The 14,321-nt window shown below is 67.5% G+C and carries 16 protein-coding genes; 4 read left to right on the forward strand and 12 right to left on the reverse strand.

What is annotated here, in order from left to right:
• Positions 1-57 precede the first annotated feature (57 nt).
• The gene (locus NF681_15150) at positions 58-1,077 is read left to right on the forward strand and encodes a Bug family tripartite tricarboxylate transporter substrate binding protein (GenBank protein UST55801.1); all 1,020 of its coding nucleotides are present in this window, start codon (positions 58-60) and stop codon (positions 1,075-1,077) included.
• A gap of 26 nt (positions 1,078-1,103) precedes the next feature.
• Here the strand turns inward: NF681_15150 and NF681_15155 are convergent, their stop codons facing one another.
• The 7 genes from NF681_15155 to NF681_15185 all read right to left on the reverse strand — a co-directional run bounded on the left by NF681_15155 (position 1,104) and on the right by NF681_15185 (position 7,838).
• Positions 1,104-1,592, reverse strand: coding sequence for a molybdenum cofactor biosynthesis protein MoaE (locus NF681_15155; GenBank protein ID UST53628.1), 489 nt, complete (start codon positions 1,590-1,592; stop codon positions 1,104-1,106).
• Between the two features lie 2 nt (positions 1,593-1,594).
• Positions 1,595-1,846 carry a MoaD/ThiS family protein gene (locus NF681_15160; GenBank protein ID UST53629.1) on the reverse strand — a complete coding sequence of 84 codons (252 nt, stop codon included), beginning with the start codon at positions 1,844-1,846 and terminating at the stop codon, positions 1,595-1,597.
• 50 nt (positions 1,847-1,896) lie between these two features.
• A complete protein-coding gene (locus NF681_15165; GenBank protein UST53630.1) occupies positions 1,897-3,159 on the reverse strand; it encodes a molybdopterin molybdotransferase MoeA in 1,263 nt (420 codons plus the stop codon).
• Positions 3,152-3,697 (reverse strand): molybdopterin-guanine dinucleotide biosynthesis protein B, encoded by a 546-nt coding sequence (mobB, locus tag NF681_15170; GenBank protein ID UST53631.1) that lies wholly within the window; start codon positions 3,695-3,697, stop codon positions 3,152-3,154. The genes NF681_15165 and mobB overlap by 8 nt, the downstream gene beginning before the upstream one ends.
• Before the next feature lie 31 nt (positions 3,698-3,728).
• Complete coding sequence (thrC, locus tag NF681_15175) at positions 3,729-5,156, reverse strand: threonine synthase (GenBank protein UST53632.1); 1,428 nt, start codon at positions 5,154-5,156, stop codon at positions 3,729-3,731.
• Positions 5,156-6,481, reverse strand: coding sequence for a homoserine dehydrogenase (locus tag NF681_15180; GenBank protein ID UST53633.1), 1,326 nt, complete (start codon positions 6,479-6,481; stop codon positions 5,156-5,158). Before NF681_15180 ends, thrC begins: the two co-directional genes overlap by 1 nt.
• Positions 6,482-6,599: 118 nt before the next feature.
• Complete coding sequence (locus tag NF681_15185; protein UST53634.1) at positions 6,600-7,838, reverse strand: pyridoxal phosphate-dependent aminotransferase; 1,239 nt, start codon at positions 7,836-7,838, stop codon at positions 6,600-6,602.
• 66 nt (positions 7,839-7,904) lie between these two features.
• Between NF681_15185 and NF681_15190 the strand changes: the two genes are divergently transcribed.
• The 3 genes from NF681_15190 (at position 7,905) to NF681_15200 (ending at position 11,075) form a co-directional block, all read left to right on the forward strand.
• Complete coding sequence (locus NF681_15190) at positions 7,905-8,291, forward strand: Mth938-like domain-containing protein (GenBank protein UST53635.1); 387 nt, start codon at positions 7,905-7,907, stop codon at positions 8,289-8,291.
• A gap of 141 nt (positions 8,292-8,432) precedes the next feature.
• Entirely contained in the window at positions 8,433-8,909 is a 477-nt protein-coding gene (locus tag NF681_15195) for a peroxiredoxin (GenBank protein UST53636.1), read from the forward strand.
• Positions 8,910-9,056: 147 nt separating this feature from the next.
• Positions 9,057-11,075 (forward strand): PhoH family protein, encoded by a 2,019-nt coding sequence (locus NF681_15200; protein ID UST53637.1) that lies wholly within the window; start codon positions 9,057-9,059, stop codon positions 11,073-11,075.
• A gap of 109 nt (positions 11,076-11,184) precedes the next feature.
• Here NF681_15200 and dnaB read toward each other — a convergent pair whose 3' ends face one another.
• The 5 genes from dnaB to rpsF all read right to left on the reverse strand — a co-directional run bounded on the left by dnaB (position 11,185) and on the right by rpsF (position 14,295).
• On the reverse strand, positions 11,185-12,594 hold the full coding sequence (gene dnaB / locus NF681_15205; GenBank protein ID UST53638.1) for a replicative DNA helicase: 1,410 nt from the start codon (positions 12,592-12,594) through the stop codon (positions 11,185-11,187).
• 226 nt (positions 12,595-12,820) lie between these two features.
• Positions 12,821-13,273, reverse strand: a complete 453-nt coding sequence (gene rplI / locus NF681_15210; protein ID UST53639.1) for a 50S ribosomal protein L9 — start codon at positions 13,271-13,273, stop codon at positions 12,821-12,823.
• A gap of 16 nt (positions 13,274-13,289) precedes the next feature.
• Positions 13,290-13,571 carry a 30S ribosomal protein S18 gene (gene rpsR / locus NF681_15215; GenBank protein UST53640.1) on the reverse strand — a complete coding sequence of 94 codons (282 nt, stop codon included), beginning with the start codon at positions 13,569-13,571 and terminating at the stop codon, positions 13,290-13,292.
• Positions 13,572-13,592: 21 nt separating this feature from the next.
• The gene (gene priB / locus NF681_15220; protein UST53641.1) at positions 13,593-13,907 is read right to left on the reverse strand and encodes a primosomal replication protein N; all 315 of its coding nucleotides are present in this window, start codon (positions 13,905-13,907) and stop codon (positions 13,593-13,595) included.
• 4 nt (positions 13,908-13,911) lie between these two features.
• A complete protein-coding gene (gene rpsF / locus NF681_15225) occupies positions 13,912-14,295 on the reverse strand; it encodes a 30S ribosomal protein S6 (GenBank protein ID UST53642.1) in 384 nt (127 codons plus the stop codon).
• Positions 14,296-14,321: the final 26 nt, after the last annotated feature.

A 14,321-nucleotide genomic window follows, 5' to 3' on the forward strand; every position in this document is an offset into this window, starting at 1 on the left:
CGCGCTCCCCGATTTCCACACTTTCTGAAGCGGACACACATGACATCGACGATGCGGATTCCTTCTTCACGGCGCGGCATCCTGGCAGCCGGCCTGGGCGGCCTCGCGGCCCTGACGCCGGCGACGGGCACGGTCGGTGCCCTGGCGGCCCTGGCCACCGGCGCGGCGCGCGCCCAGGGCGGCGGCGCGCCCATCCGCCTGCTGGTGGGTTTCCCGGCCGGCGCCGGCAGCGACGCCATCGCGCGGGCACTGGGGGAGAAGCTCAAGGACGAACTCGGCGTGCCGGTGGTGGTGGAGAACCGCGCCGGCGCCGGCGGCCAGATCGCCGCCCAGGCGCTCAGGGCCGCGCCGGCCGACGGCCACACCCTGCTGCTCACGCACGACCACACGATCTCGATCCTGCCGCAGGTGGTGCGGAATCCGGGCTTCGATCCGGCGGCCGACTTCGTGCCGGTGGCGGGCTTCGCGAGCTTCGCCAACGTGCTGGCCGTCTCGGGCGGCACGCCGGCGCGCAGCCTCGACGAGTACGTCGCCTGGGTTCGGAACCGGCGCGGCGGGCGCGACACCATCGGCGTCCCGGCGCCGGCGTCGATCCCCGAGTTCCTGGTGCGGATGATCGCCGACCGGACGCGGCTGGACATCCAGGCCGCGCCCTACCGCGGCAGCGCGCCGATGATGGCCGACATGCTGGGCAACCAGATCGGCGCGGGCATCGCATCGGTGCCGGACTTCATCGAGAACCACCGTGCCGGCAAGGTCCGCATCGTCGCCGCCATCGGCGCGAAGCGCCAGGCGCTGCTGCCGCAGGTGCCGACCTTCGACGAACTCGGCTTCGCCAACCTCGACGATCTGCCTTACTACGGCATCTTCGCGCCGGTGGGCACGCCGCAGCCGTTCATCGAGCGCTTCGGCGCCGCCCTGGCCAAGGTGCTGGCCCTGCCCGACGTGCGGCAGAAGCTCACCGCGATGGGCCTCGCCGTCGGCTACGAGCCGCAGGGCCAGTTCGCCGGGCGGGTGCGGACGTACACGCAGTCGTGGCAGCGGATCATCCGGGCCAACGGCTTCAGGCCCGCCTGAAGCGCTCCGGCGCCGGCTGGCGCCGTTCAGGCGTTGGACGCCTCGATGCCCCAGCGCGCGAGCGCGGCGTCGTCGGCGACGCGGGCATCGACCCAGCGCGCGCCTTCGGGGGTCTGCTCCTTCTTCCAGAACGGCGCCTGGGTCTTGAGGTAGTCCATCAGGAACTCGCAGGCCCGGAAGCTCTCGCCCCGGTGCGCCGACACGACCGCGACCATCATGATGCGCTCCGTCGGCTGCAGCAGCCCGACGCGATGGACCACGCGGGCGCCGACGATGTCGAAGCGCGCATGGGCCTGGTCGATCATGGCCTCGATCGCCCGCTCGGTCATGCCGGGGTAGTGCTCCAGTTCCATCGAGGCGACGTCGCTGCCGTCGTTGCGGTCGCGCACGGTGCCGACGAAGCTGCAGATGGCGCCCACGCGCGCGTCGGCGCCGTGCAGCGCGTCGATCTCGCGCTGCAGGTCGAAGTCGTCGGCCTGGACCGAGACGCGTGGCGTGCGGGCGTCGGCGTGCACGCTCAGCCTCCGGTGACGGGCGGGAAGAAGGCGATCTCCGCGCCGTCGTCCAGCGCCGCGTCCTCCCGGCTCATGACCTGGTCGCGCGCCATGCGCACGGCCTTGCCGCGCGCGAGGGCCGTGGCGTGCGCGCCGCCGCGCGCGATGAGTTCGTCGCGCAGGCCGGCGAGCGTCGCGGCCTCGGTCCGCACGGTCTCGCCACTGCCCAGGGCTTCGCGCACGGAGGCGAAATAGCGGATTCGGATGGTTTTCATGGCGATCGGAGGAATCGGGTCGTCGTTCGTCGGCGGGCACGACCGGCGGATCAGGCCAGCAGGGCGTCGAACGGGATGAACCGCACGGTGTCGCCGCGCCGGAACGGCTGGCCGGCGGGCGTGTCGATCACGCCGTCGCCCCAGACCATCGAGGTCAGCACGCCGGAACCCTGGTTGCGAAAGAGGTCGAGCCCGCCCGCCGCGTTGCGTCGTGCCCGCAGGAACTCGCGGCGCCGGTCGGCGCGCGGCCAGTCGGCATCGACGCGCATCGGCACGGCCGGCGGCGCCACGTGGTCGACGCCCTGCAGGCGCAGCACGAAAGGCCGCACCAGCAGGAGGAAGGTCATGAAGCTCGACACCGGATTGCCCGGCAGGCCGGTGACGTGCGCGTCGCCGATGCGGCCGTACGCGAACGGCTTGCCGGGCTTGATCGCCAGCGACCACAGCGAGAGTTCGCCGAGCGACTCGATCGCGACGCGGATGTGGTCCTCCTCGCCGACGGAGACGCCACCCGTGGTAACGATCAGGTCGTTCGAAGCCGCCGCCGTGCGCAGGGCCTCGGTGGTGGCGTCGAGCCGGTCGGGCACCAGGCCCAGGTCGTCGACCGTGCAGCCCAGGCGCGTGAGCAGGGCCCGCATGAAGAAGCGGTTCGAGTTGTAGATGGTGCCGGGCTTCATGGCCTCGGGCGCGACGTCGCCGGGCATCACCAGTTCGTCGCCGGTCGACAGAAGCGCGACGCGCGGGCGCCGCGTCACACGCAGGCGATCGAGGCCGACGCTGGCCGCCAGCCCGAGCGCGGCGGGATCGAGGCGCAGCCCGCGGGACAACACGACGTCGCCACGGGCGACGTCCTCGCCCGCGCGGCGGATCCACTGGCCGGGCACCGGCGCGCGGCCGATGCGCACGCGGTCGGGGCCGTCGGCGGCGGCGTCTTCCTGCATCACGACCGCGTCGGCGCCCTGCGGAACCGGTGCGCCGGTGAAGATGCGCGCGACGCTGCCGGCCGCGAGCGGCGCGCCGACGCTGCCCGCCGGGATGCGCTGCGACACGGGCAGCACGGCATCGGCCGCGCTGCAGTCGGCACTGCGCACGGCATAGCCGTCCATCGCGCTGTTGTCGTGCGGCGGCACGGTCAGGCCCGAGACCACGTCCTGCGCGAGCACGCGGCCATCGGCCTCGAAGGTCGCGACGTCCTCGGTCGCCGGCAGCGGCACGGCCCGCTCCAGGAGCGTCGCCAGCGCGGTCTCCAGCGGCATCAGGGCGGGTCGCGCGAGGGCAGCGGCCGAGGCGGCGGAGGAAGTCGGTTCAGGCATGGTGGGCAAGCTTGTAGTCGAAGCGGTCCGCCTGCGCGAGCAGCCAGGCCACGACCGCGTCGGCGTCGTTGACATCGAGCACCGGCAGCGCGGTCGGATGCGGCAGGCGGCGCGGTGCGTCCGTGGCGATGGCGACGACGTGGGCGTCCTCGGCATAGTGCGGCGGGCGCGGCGGCGCGTCGGGGGCGGGCTCGCGCCAGACCTCGACCTTGGGCAGGTCGGCGTGGCGGAAACCCTCGACCAGCACCCAGTCGACGCCGGCGTCGAGTTCCGCGATCAGGTCGTGCACCGACAGCGCCAGCGGCCGCTCGAATTCGCGGATCAGCGCCAGGCGCCGGTCGGAGGCGACGACGACCTCGAAGGCGCCCGCCTCCCGATGCCGCCAGGTGTCCTTGCCGGGGTGGTCGATGTCGAAGCGATGGTGCGCGTGCTTGACCACCGACACGCGCTGCCCCCGCGCCTTGAGCAGCGGGATGAGGCGCTCGACCAGCGTCGTCTTGCCGGCGCCCGAATAGCCCGCGAAGCCGATGGCCTTCATGCGGCGCGCCCGCCCGTCCGGCTCGACCGGCTCACGCGCTCGCCGCGTCGCAATGCTGCGCGATGTACGCCTTGACGGCCCGCGCGTCGGCGGCGAGCCTGTGCACGCGCTTGGGCAGGGCCTCGATGCCCTCGAACCGCGCCGGGCGGTCCGGCTCGTGGCCGAGGGCCTCGACGATCGTGGCGGCGAACTTGATCGGCAGCGCCGTCTCCAGCACGATCATCGGCACGCCGGGCGCGAGGTGCTCGCGCGCGGCCTTCAGGCCGTCGGCGGTGTGCGTGTCGATCAGCGTGGCGAAGCGCCGGTCGGTGTCGCGGATGGTCGCGAGGCGGTCGGCGTGCGTGCTGCGGCTGCTCGCGAAACCGAAGCGCGTCGCGGCCTCGGCGAAGCGCGGATCGGCGCTCAGGTCGAAGAAGCCGTGGCGGCCGAGCTCGCCCTCGAACAGGTTGCGCGTGAGGGCGCCGTCGCGCCCGAGCAGATCGAAGGCGAAGCGCTCGAAGTTGCTCGCCTTGCTGATGTCCATCGACGGGCTGGAGGTCTCGTGCGTGTCGGCGGCCGAACGCACGCGGTAGACGCCGGTGCGGAAGAACTCGTCGAGCACGTCGTTCTCGTTGGTGGCCACCACCAGCGTGCGGACGGGCAGGCCCATCATGCGCGCGACATGGCCGGCGCAGACGTTGCCGAAGTTGCCCGAGGGCACGGCGAAGCTGACCTGCCGGTCGTTCGACGGCGTGGCCTGGAAGTAGCCCGCGAAGTAGTAGACGACCTGCGCCAGCAGGCGCGCCCAGTTGATCGAATTGACCGTGCCGATGCGGTACTGGCGCTTGAACGGCAGGTCGTTGGAGACCGCCTTCACGATGTCCTGGCAGTCGTCGAACACGCCCTCGATGGCGAGGTTGTGGATGTTGGCGTCCTGCAGGCTGAACATCTGCGCCTGCTGGAACGGGCTCATGCGCCCGTCCGGCGAGGTCATGAAGACGCGGATGCCCTGCTTGCCGCGCATCGCGTACTCGGCCGCGCTGCCGGTGTCGCCGCTGGTGGCGCCGAGGATGTTGAGCGTCTCGCCGCGGCGGCCCAGTTCGTACTCGAACAGGTTGCCCAGCAACTGCATCGCCATGTCCTTGAAGGCCAGGGTCGGGCCGTTGGACAGGGCCTCGAGGTAGGTGCCGTCCTCCAGCTCGCGCAGCGGGACGATCTCGGCGCTGCCGAAGACCTCGGCCGTGTACGTCTTCGCGCACAGGGCGCGCAGATCGTCGGCCGGGATGTCGTCGATGTAGAGCGACAGGATCTCGAAGGCCAGCTCGGCATAGGACAGCGCGCGCCAGCGCCCGAGCGTGGCCGCGTCGACCTGCGGGTAATGCGCCGGCAGGTACAGGCCGCCGTCGGGCGCCAGGCCCTCGAGCAGGATGTCGCAGAAGCGGCGCGGCGTGGCGTCGCCGCGTGTGGAGAGGTAGTGCATCAGCTCAGTTCTTCCTTGCGCAGCCGCACGATCGGCGCGAGCACGGTCGGCAGGGCCTGCAGCTGCGCGATGGCGTCGTCGAGCGTGCCCTCGCGCGTGTCGTGGGTCAGGATGATGACGTCGGTCTGGGTCGAGCCCTCGCCGCCGATCTCGTCGGCCTCGCGCTGGAGCACGGCGTCGATGCTGATGCCGGCCTCGGCGAGCAGGCCGGTGACCTTGGCCAGCACTCCTGCCTCGTCGGCCACGCGCAGGCGCAGGTAGTAGCTCGTGACGACCTCGCGCATCGGCACCACGTCCAGGTGGTCGTTCATGGCGTCGGGGTGGAACGCGAGGTGCGGCACGCGCTGGGCGGCATCGGCCGTGTGCAGGCGCGTGATGTCCACCAGGTCGGCGATCACGGCGCTGGCCGTGGGCTCGCTGCCGGCGCCCTTGCCGTAGTAGAGCGTGGTGCCGACGGCGTCGCCGTGCACCACGACCGCGTTCATCGCGCCCTCGACGTTGGCCAGCAGCCGCTTGGCCGGCACCAGCGCCGGGTGCACGCGCAGCTCGATGCCGCCGGCGGCGCGGCGCGTGATGCCCAGCAGCTTGATGCGGTAGCCCAGCTGCTCGGCGTACCTGATGTCCTGCGCGGCGAGCTTCGTGATGCCCTCGACGTGCGCCTTGTCGAACTGCACCGGCATGCCGAAGGCGATGGCGCTCATCAGCGTGATCTTGTGGGCGGCGTCGACGCCCTCGATGTCGAAGGTCGGGTCGGCCTCCGCGTAGCCCAGGCGCTGCGCCTCCTTGAGCACGGTCGCGAAGTCGAGCCCCTTGTCGCGCATCTCCGAGAGGATGAAGTTGGTGGTGCCGTTGATGATGCCGGCGATCCACTGGATGCGGTTGGCCGTCAGGCCCTCGCGCAGCGCCTTGATGATCGGGATGCCGCCGGCCACGGCCGCCTCGAACGCGACCATCACGCCTTTCTGCTGGGCCGCGGCGAAGATCTCGGTGCCGTGCACGGCCAGCAGCGCCTTGTTGGCCGTCACCACGTGCTTGCCCGCGGCGATGGCCTCGAGCACCAGCTGCCGGGCGATGCCGTAGCCGCCGATCAGCTCCACGACGATCTCGATGCCGGGGTCGGCGATGACCTCGCGCGCATCGGCGACGACGCGCGTGCCCTCGCCCACGGCGGCACGGGCGCGCTCGACGTCGCGGTCGGCCACCATCGTGATCTCGATGCCGCGGCCGGCGCGCCGCTGGATCTCTTCCTGGTTGCGGCGCAGCACCTCGAAGGTGCCGCTGCCGACGGTGCCGATGCCCAGCAGGCCGACTTGGATGGGTTTCATGGATGCAGGAGTCATGTCGAAGGAACGGACGGAACGGGACGGAGGCGGCGAGCGGACCGGCGCGCGCATGGAGGCGGAGGCGAGCGGCGCGGGAAGCGGTTGGGGTGGGGGATGGGGCTCAGGCGACAGCGGCCGTGCGCAGCCGGGCGCGATAGCGTTCCAGGAACTTCGCGATGCGACCGATCGCCTCGCGCAGATCCTCCTCGTGGGGCAGGAAGACGATGCGGAAGTGGTCGGGCGTCCCCCAGTTGAAGCCGGTGCCCTGCACCAGCATCACCTTGGTCTCCTTGAGCAGCTCGAGGAAGAACTGGCGGTCGTCCTCGATCGGGTAGACCTTGGGATCGAGCCGGGGGAACATGTAGAGCGCCGCCGCCGGCTTGACGCAGGTCACGCCCGGGATCGCCGTGATGAGTTCGTAGGCGAGGTCGCGCTGACGGCGCAGGCGGCCGCCCGTGCCCACCAGGTCCTTGATGCTCTGGTAGCCGCCGAGCGCGGTCTGGATCGCCCACTGGCCCGGGACGTTCGCGCACAGGCGCATGTTGGAGAGCATGTTGAGTCCCTCGATGTAGTCGCGCGCCACCTTCTTGTCGCCCGATACCACCAGCCAGCCGGCGCGGTAGCCGCACGAGCGATAGCTCTTGGACAGGGAGTTGAAGGTCAACGTGAGCACGTCGTTGGACAGGCTGGCGATGGCCGTGTGCCGCACGCCGTCGTAGAGCACCTTGTCGTACACCTCGTCGGCGAAGATCACCAGGCCGTGCTCGCGCGCGATGTCGATGATGCCGCGCAGCAGACCCTCGGAATACAGCGCGCCGGTCGGGTTGTTGGGATTGATGACCACGATGCCCTTGGTGCGCGGCGTGACCTTGGCGCGGATGTCGGCGAGGTCGGGCATCCAGCCGTTGTCCTCGTCGCACAGGTAGTGCACCGGACGGCCGCCGGACAGGCTCGTGGAGGCGGTCCACAGCGGGTAGTCGGGCGTCGGCACCAGCAGCTCGTCGCCGTCGTCGAGCAGCGCGTTGGTGGACATGGCGATCAGCTCGCTCGCGCCGTTGCCCAGGTAGATGTCGTCGAGCGTCACGCCCGCGATGCCCTGCTTCTGGGTCTCGTGCATGACGGCCTTGCGCGCCGCGAAGATGCCCTTGCTGTCGGAATAGCCCGCCGACGCCGGCAGGTTGCGGATCATGTCCTGCTGGACTTCCTCGGGGGCATCGAAGCCGAACACGGCGAGGTTGCCGATGTTGAGCTTGATGATCTTCTGGCCCTCTTCCTCCATCTGCTTGGCGGCATCCATGATGGGGCCACGGATGTCGTAGAGCACGTTGGCCAGCTTGGCCGATTTCTTGAGCTGCTTCAAAGTCCCTCCGGGAGCCGCCCACATAGGGGAAAACCTATAATTTGACCACAGTTCCAGCGCGCCCAAATGAAGCTCCAGCCCGACAAATCCGAGGTCCAGACAATCACCGCCTACGGTCCGGGGTGGATCGCGATCAACCACGAACGGTTGGAGACCAGCATGATCGTGGGCTCCGGTGGCGAGCGCCTGACCTGGAACTGCACCGGCTTCGAGACGCTCGGCGCCGAGCACTTCGCCCAGCTGGCCTCGCTGGACGCGGAAATGGTGATCTTCGGCAGCGGCACGCGACTGCGCTTCCCGCATCCGTCATGGCTGCAGCCGCTCATGGCGCGTCGCGTGGGCGTCGAAACCATGGACACGGCAGCGGCCTGCCGCACCTACAACATCCTGGCCGCGGAAGGGCGACGCGTGGTGGCGGCGCTGCTGGTGGAGCGTCCCATGGATGGAATGTGAGAAACATTTGGCGTTAAAATGACAGGCTTGCGACTTGGCGATCCGCCTGCCCGATCCGCCCTCATAAGTGAGCAACGACCAATCCCCCATCGCCCCAGCGGCGCGGCCCCGCGATGGAACCTTACGGAGAAAACAAGTTTCATGGCGATCGTTGTCAACAAACCCATCCCCGAATTCGAATCCACTGCCACCGGTGGCCTGAAGGTCTCGAACACCTCGCACCTCGGACACGTTCTGGTGATGTATTTCTATCCCAAGGACAACACGCCGGGCTGCACCACGGAGGCCATGCAGTTTCGCGATCGGTACAAGGATTTCGTCAAGGCCGGCGCCACCGTCTTCGGCGTGTCGCGCGACAACATGAAGTCGCACGAGGAATTCAAGACCAAGCTTGAATTGCCCTTCGAACTCATCGCCGATACGGAAGAGAAGATGTGCCACATGTTCGGCGTGGTCAAGAACAAGATCATGTACGGCAAGAAGGTCAAGGGCATCGAGCGCAGCACTTTCCTGGTTGGCGCCGATGGCATCCTGAAGGCTGAATGGCGTGGCCTCAAGGTTCCGGGCCATGTCGACGACGTGCTCAAGGCTGTCAAGGCACTGAAGAAACCCGCCTGATCCCGTGCCCTGCCCGGGGTGGGCGCGATGTGCATAATGACTTTATGCCTTTGAGCGCCACGACTGCATTCTCCGAACAAAGCCGCTCTGGTTTCCAGGCGGCTTTTTCGCTTTCTGGTCCTTTTCATTTCGCGAGCAGAACGACTCATGCCCTTGCCTCCCGCACCCACGAAACGCGCCGCTCTTCTGTCACCCGACGCCATCGAGACATCCACGCGTTCTCCGCACAAGACTTCGCGGCGCGGCAACGGCGCGCGAGCCATTGAGGAAGTCCGTTCCGACGATCCGCGCAACCTCGCCCTGCCCGACCGGCAGGCACCCACCGAAGACGATCGCGACGGCATGGCCATGGCGGTCGCGTCGACCACACCGCGTGCCTTCGGCCATGTGATGGGTGCCGAACCGGCACAACAGGTCGAGACCAAGTCGCGTCCGGCACCTCAGCCGGCGATGGCCACCGACGCCGTCGACGAGGAGCCCGCCGCAACCGGCGTGGAATCGACCGACGTGCAGCCACAGGAGCGCACCACGGCACGTGGCGCTTCGCGCAGGCGCAACAGCCGCGCGGCAGGCCCGACACCGGTGACGACGGAAGCGTCGCAAGCGCCGGCGGTCGCCGAAGCCCTCCAGGCACGCGCCCCGGCACCGAGTCTGCCCGAGCCTTCGTCCGCGCCGGCACCCACGACGCGTGCGCGCGTGGAACGCGGCAACGCACCGGATCCCGCCCGCTCGCGTCGCACGGCGCGCCAGGGCGGCGCCTCCAAACTCTTCGTGCTCGACACGAACGTGCTCCTGCACGACCCGATGTGCCTGTTCCGTTTCGAGGAGCACGACGTCTTCCTGCCGATGATCGTGCTGGAGGAACTCGACGGCCACAAGAAGGGCACCACGGAAGTCGCGCGCAACGGCCGCCAGACCAGCCGCACGCTCGACGCCCTTGCCGGTGCGCAGGGTGCGGACATCGCCAAGGGGCTGAAGCTCGACACCACCGGTCATCGCGAGGCCGGTGGAAAGTTGTTCTTCCAGACCTCGCCGCTGGACTATTCGTTGCCCACCAGCCTGCCGCAAGGCAAGGCGGACAACCAGATCCTCGGCGTGGTCCAGGCCTTGAGCGAACTCCATGCCGAAGACCGCCCGGGCCATCCCAGGCGCGACGTGGTGCTGGTGTCCAAGGACATCAACATGCGCGTCAAGGCGCGTGCGCTGGGCCTGGCCACCGATGACTACCAGAACGACAAGACGCTGGAGGACGGCGACCTGCTCTATGCCGGTTCGCTGGCCCTGCCACCGGACTTTTGGACACGCCAGAGCAAGACCGTCGAAAGCTGGCAGAGCGGCAGCAGCACGTTCTACCGCATCAGCGGACCGATCGTGCCGAGTCTGCACATCAACCAGTTCGTGTTCTTCGAGGCACCGGGCGAGCCGAGCATGTACGCACGCGTGACCGAGATCCGCGACAAGACGGCGGTGCTCAAGACGCTCAAGGACTATGGCTCGGCCAAGAACGCCGTCTGGGGAGTGGCGACGAAGAACCGCGAGCAGAACTTCGCCATGAACGTGCTGATGGACCCGGACATCGACTTCGTCACGCTCGCCGGCACGGCCGGTACCGGCAAGACGCTGATGGCCCTGGCCTCGGGCCTGACCCAGGTGCTCGACGATCGCCGCTACACCGAGATCATCATGACGCGCGCGACCGTGAGCGTGGGCGAGGACATCGGCTTCCTGCCCGGCACCGAGGAAGAGAAGATGGGCCCATGGATGGGCGCGCTCGACGACAACCTCGAATTCCTCGCCAAGGGTGACGGCGGCGGTGCCGGCGAATGGGGGCGTGCCGCCACCAACGAGTTGATCCGCAGCCGCATCAAGATCAAGAGCATGAACTTCATGCGAGGACGCACCTTCCTGAACAAGTACGTGATCATCGACGAGGCTCAGAACCTGACCCCGAAGCAGATGAAGACACTCATCACGCGCGCCGGACCAGGCACCAAGATCATCTGCATGGGCAACTTGGCGCAGATCGACACGCCCTACCTCACGGAGGGCTCGTCGGGCCTGACTTTCGCGGTCGACAAGTTCAAGGGTTGGCCGCACAGCGGGCACATCACGCTGGCGCGCGGCGAGCGTTCGCGGCTGGCGGACTTCGCAAGCGAAGTGCTCTAGTCACGCCCGAGCCGACGCCGGCTCGCACGGAACGAAGCCCGCGTGTCGCCAGACATCGCGGGCTTTTTTCCACCTTGCGCCGCTTGCCGGGCGCCCTGCGCGGACCCCGTCAGTATTCGCTGCCGTAACTGCCGCTGGCCAGGCTCTCGAACTTGGTGATGGGTTTCAGGAACGCGAGCTTGACGGTGCCCGTGGGGCCGTTGCGCTGCTTGCTGATGATGACCTCGGCGACCCCGGGCTCCTTGGAGTCCTTGTTGTAGTAGTCGTCGCGATAGATGAACATGATCACGTCGGCGTCTTGCTCGATGGCGCCGGACTCGCGCAGGTCGCTCATCATGGGACGCTTGTCGGTGCGGCTCTCGACGCCACGACTGAGCTGGGACAACGCGATCACCGGGCACTTCAATTCCTTCGCCAGCATCTTGAGACCGCGCGAGATCTCGCCGACCGCCGTGGCGCGGTTCTCGTCATTCATGCTGGTCGACACGCTCATGAGCTGCAGATAATCGACCACGATCAGGCCGAGTTGTCCGCAGGTGCGCGACAGTCGCCGGGCGTTCGCGCGCAGTTCGCTCGTCGTGAGACCGGGTGTCTCGTCGATGTGCAGCGAGATGTTGCGCAGCTTCTCGATGGCTTCGGTCAGGCGAGGCCATTCCTCATCGGTCAGCTTGCCGGTGCGAAGGTGGGTCTGATCGATGCGGCCGATCGAGCCGACGATCCGCACGGCGAGTTGCGACGCCCCCATCTCCATCGAGAAGACCGCCACGGGCAGGCCTTCGTTGAGCGCGACATGCTCCGCGATGTTGATCGCGAGCGCGGTCTTGCCCATCGAGGGTCGCGCCGCCAGCACCACCATGTCACCGGCCTGGAAGCCCGAGGTCATGCGGTCGAGATCGATGAACCCCGTGGGCACGCCCGTGATGTCGTTTGGGTTGTCGGCCATTTCGGTCACGCGGTCGAGCAGGTCCACCACCAGGGAATCCATGCCCTGGAAGCCCTGCTTCATCCGCGAGCCCTCCTCACCGATGTTGAAGATCTTCTGCTCGGCCTCGTCGAGGATCTTGTCGACCGCCTTGCCCTGGGTGTTGAAGGCGTTGGTGGCGATCTCGTCAGCCGCCGATACCAGCTTGCGCAGGATCGAACGCTCCCGCACGATCTCCGCGTAGCGCCGGATGTTGCTCGCGCTCGGCACGTACTGGGCGAGCGAGTTGAGGTACATCAGGCCGCCGGTCTCCTCGGACTTTCCGAGGTTCTTCAACTGCTCGAAGACCGTGATCACGTCGGCCGGCTTGGAGGCGTTGATCAGCGCACCGATGGCCGCGTAGATCAGCTTGTGCTCGAAACGATAGAAATCGCCGTCCACCAGCAGATCGCCCATGCGATCCCACGCGCCGTTGTCGAGCAGCAAACCACCCAGCACGCTCGACTCCGCCTCGATCGAATGCGGTGGAATGCGCAACTGGGCGACCTGACGGTCGTTCGACGAATCGTTCTCGGCGTGGGAAAAGACAGCGGACATGGAATCCTTGAGGGCAGGCAGCCTTCGATGCTACGGCGCGCAGGTGCCAGCGTCACGGGATAACGCTGTGGATAAGCGGTGGCTTTCCGGTGCACAGCGCGGGATGGTCCGACCGCAGTTCAAAAAAACAAAACCGCCCGAAGGCGGTTTGGTGAGGAGACGACACACGGATCGACCGCCCCGCCTCCCGGTTCGACGGGCCCACGGGCACCATCGAACAGGACGATCAGGCGGTTTCGCCGTAGACCGTCACGGTGATGTCGACGACCACGTCGGTGTGCAGCGAAACGCTGACCGTGCTGTCGCCCGTGACCTTGATCGGGCCGTTGGGCAGGCGGACCTGCGACTTCACGACCTTGTAGCCTTGCTTGTTGAGCTCGTCAGCCACGTCATGGTTGGTGACGGAACCGAACAGGCGGCCGTCGACGCCGGCCTTCTGCGTGATCTTGACGCTGGTGCCGGCGAGCTTCTCGCCCTGGGCTTGCGACTCGGCGAGCTTGGCAGCGGCGGCTTTCTCGAGTTCGACGCGCTTGGCTTCGAATTCCGCCTTGTTCGCTTCGGTGGCGCGGCGTGCGCGGCCCGAGGGAATCAGGAAATTGCGTGCGTAACCGTCCTTGACCTTCACGATCTCGCCGAGCGAGCCGAGGTTGACGACCTTGTCCAGAAGAATGACTTGCATGATGGTGCTTTCTTTCTCAGACGCGATGCTGGTCGCTGTACGGCACCATCGCGAGGAAGCGTGCGCGCTTGATCGCGGTGTTGAGCTGACGCTGATAGATCGCGCGCGTGCCGGTCAGGCGGGCGGGAATGATCTTGCCGTTCTCGCCGATGAAGTCGCGCAGGGTGTCGATGTCCTTGTAGTCGATCTCTTCGACGCCAGCGACGGTGAAGCGGCAGAAGCGCTTGCGCTTGAACAGCAGCGACTGGGTGTTGCGCTTCGGGCGCTTGTCTTTGTTGAATTTCTTGAACGTGGCCATTTCTGGACCTCTCTTCGAAAATTAATCTTGCTGAAAATCCTGGATGTTCATCACGGGATGCTTGGCGTTGCCCGGTGTCGCGAGGAATCCCCGGAAACACCAATGACTGCCCATGGTCTGTCTTGCGAGTCGTTCGGCCACTGCACCGAACGCGACGGCCTTGAGGACCGTCTTTACCTGCCGGGATTTTCCGGCTTCATCGAGGGTCGACTCGTGTTCGAGCCGCAGGTCGATGGCCGGCAAGCCGGCTGGGGTGAATCGCAAGACACCGAGTTCAGCGACGCAGGCGGTCAGCAGGAGCTGATTGATCGCCGTGGACGCCGCCGCGCTCGTCACATGCTCAGTTGTTGCTGTTGTTGGCAGCGGCGTACTCTGCCTGCTGGGCCTTGCGGGCTTCTTCGCGCTCGACCGTCTTCATCATGGACGACGGGCCGGTGTCGGCCTTCTTCTTGACCACGGTGAGGTGGCGCAGCACGGCGTCGTTGAACTTGAAGGCATGCTCGAGTTCAGCCATCACGGCCTGCTCGGCCTCGATGTTGACGCACAGATAGTGCGCCTTGCTGAGCTTGTTGATCTGGTAGGCCAACTGACGGCGGCCCCAGTCTTCCACGCGATGAACCTTGCCGCCACCCGTGGTGATCAGGCCCTTGTAGCGTTCCAGCATGGCCGGAACCTGCTCGCTCTGATCCGGATGGATCAGCAAAATGATTTCGTAGTGACGCATTGGCGCTCCTTGTGGATCTTCCGAAG

The organism is Comamonadaceae bacterium OTU4NAUVB1 (assembly GCA_024372625.1).
In the GTDB taxonomy this organism is placed as follows: domain Bacteria; phylum Pseudomonadota; class Gammaproteobacteria; order Burkholderiales; family Burkholderiaceae_C; genus Variovorax.

Coding starts and splice junctions, on each gene's coding strand:
- NF681_15165 (UST53630.1), bottom strand. CDS start 3,159: ATGCCTGAACCGACTTCCTCCGCCGCCTCGGCCGCTGCCCTCGCGCGA.
- NF681_15160 (UST53629.1), bottom strand. CDS start 1,846: ATGAAAACCATCCGAATCCGCTATTTCGCCTCCGTGCGCGAAGCCCTG.
- dnaB (UST53638.1), bottom strand. CDS start 12,594: ATGTCCGCTGTCTTTTCCCACGCCGAGAACGATTCGTCGAACGACCGT.
- mobB (UST53631.1), bottom strand. CDS start 3,697: ATGAAGGCCATCGGCTTCGCGGGCTATTCGGGCGCCGGCAAGACGACG.
- thrC (UST53632.1), bottom strand. CDS start 5,156: ATGCACTACCTCTCCACACGCGGCGACGCCACGCCGCGCCGCTTCTGC.
- NF681_15180 (UST53633.1), bottom strand. CDS start 6,481: ATGAAACCCATCCAAGTCGGCCTGCTGGGCATCGGCACCGTCGGCAGC.
- NF681_15190 (UST53635.1), top strand. CDS start 7,905: ATGAAGCTCCAGCCCGACAAATCCGAGGTCCAGACAATCACCGCCTAC.
- NF681_15195 (UST53636.1), top strand. CDS start 8,433: ATGGCGATCGTTGTCAACAAACCCATCCCCGAATTCGAATCCACTGCC.
- NF681_15200 (UST53637.1), top strand. CDS start 9,057: ATGCCCTTGCCTCCCGCACCCACGAAACGCGCCGCTCTTCTGTCACCC.
- rpsR (UST53640.1), bottom strand. CDS start 13,571: ATGGCCACGTTCAAGAAATTCAACAAAGACAAGCGCCCGAAGCGCAAC.
- rpsF (UST53642.1), bottom strand. CDS start 14,295: ATGCGTCACTACGAAATCATTTTGCTGATCCATCCGGATCAGAGCGAG.
- rplI (UST53639.1), bottom strand. CDS start 13,273: ATGCAAGTCATTCTTCTGGACAAGGTCGTCAACCTCGGCTCGCTCGGC.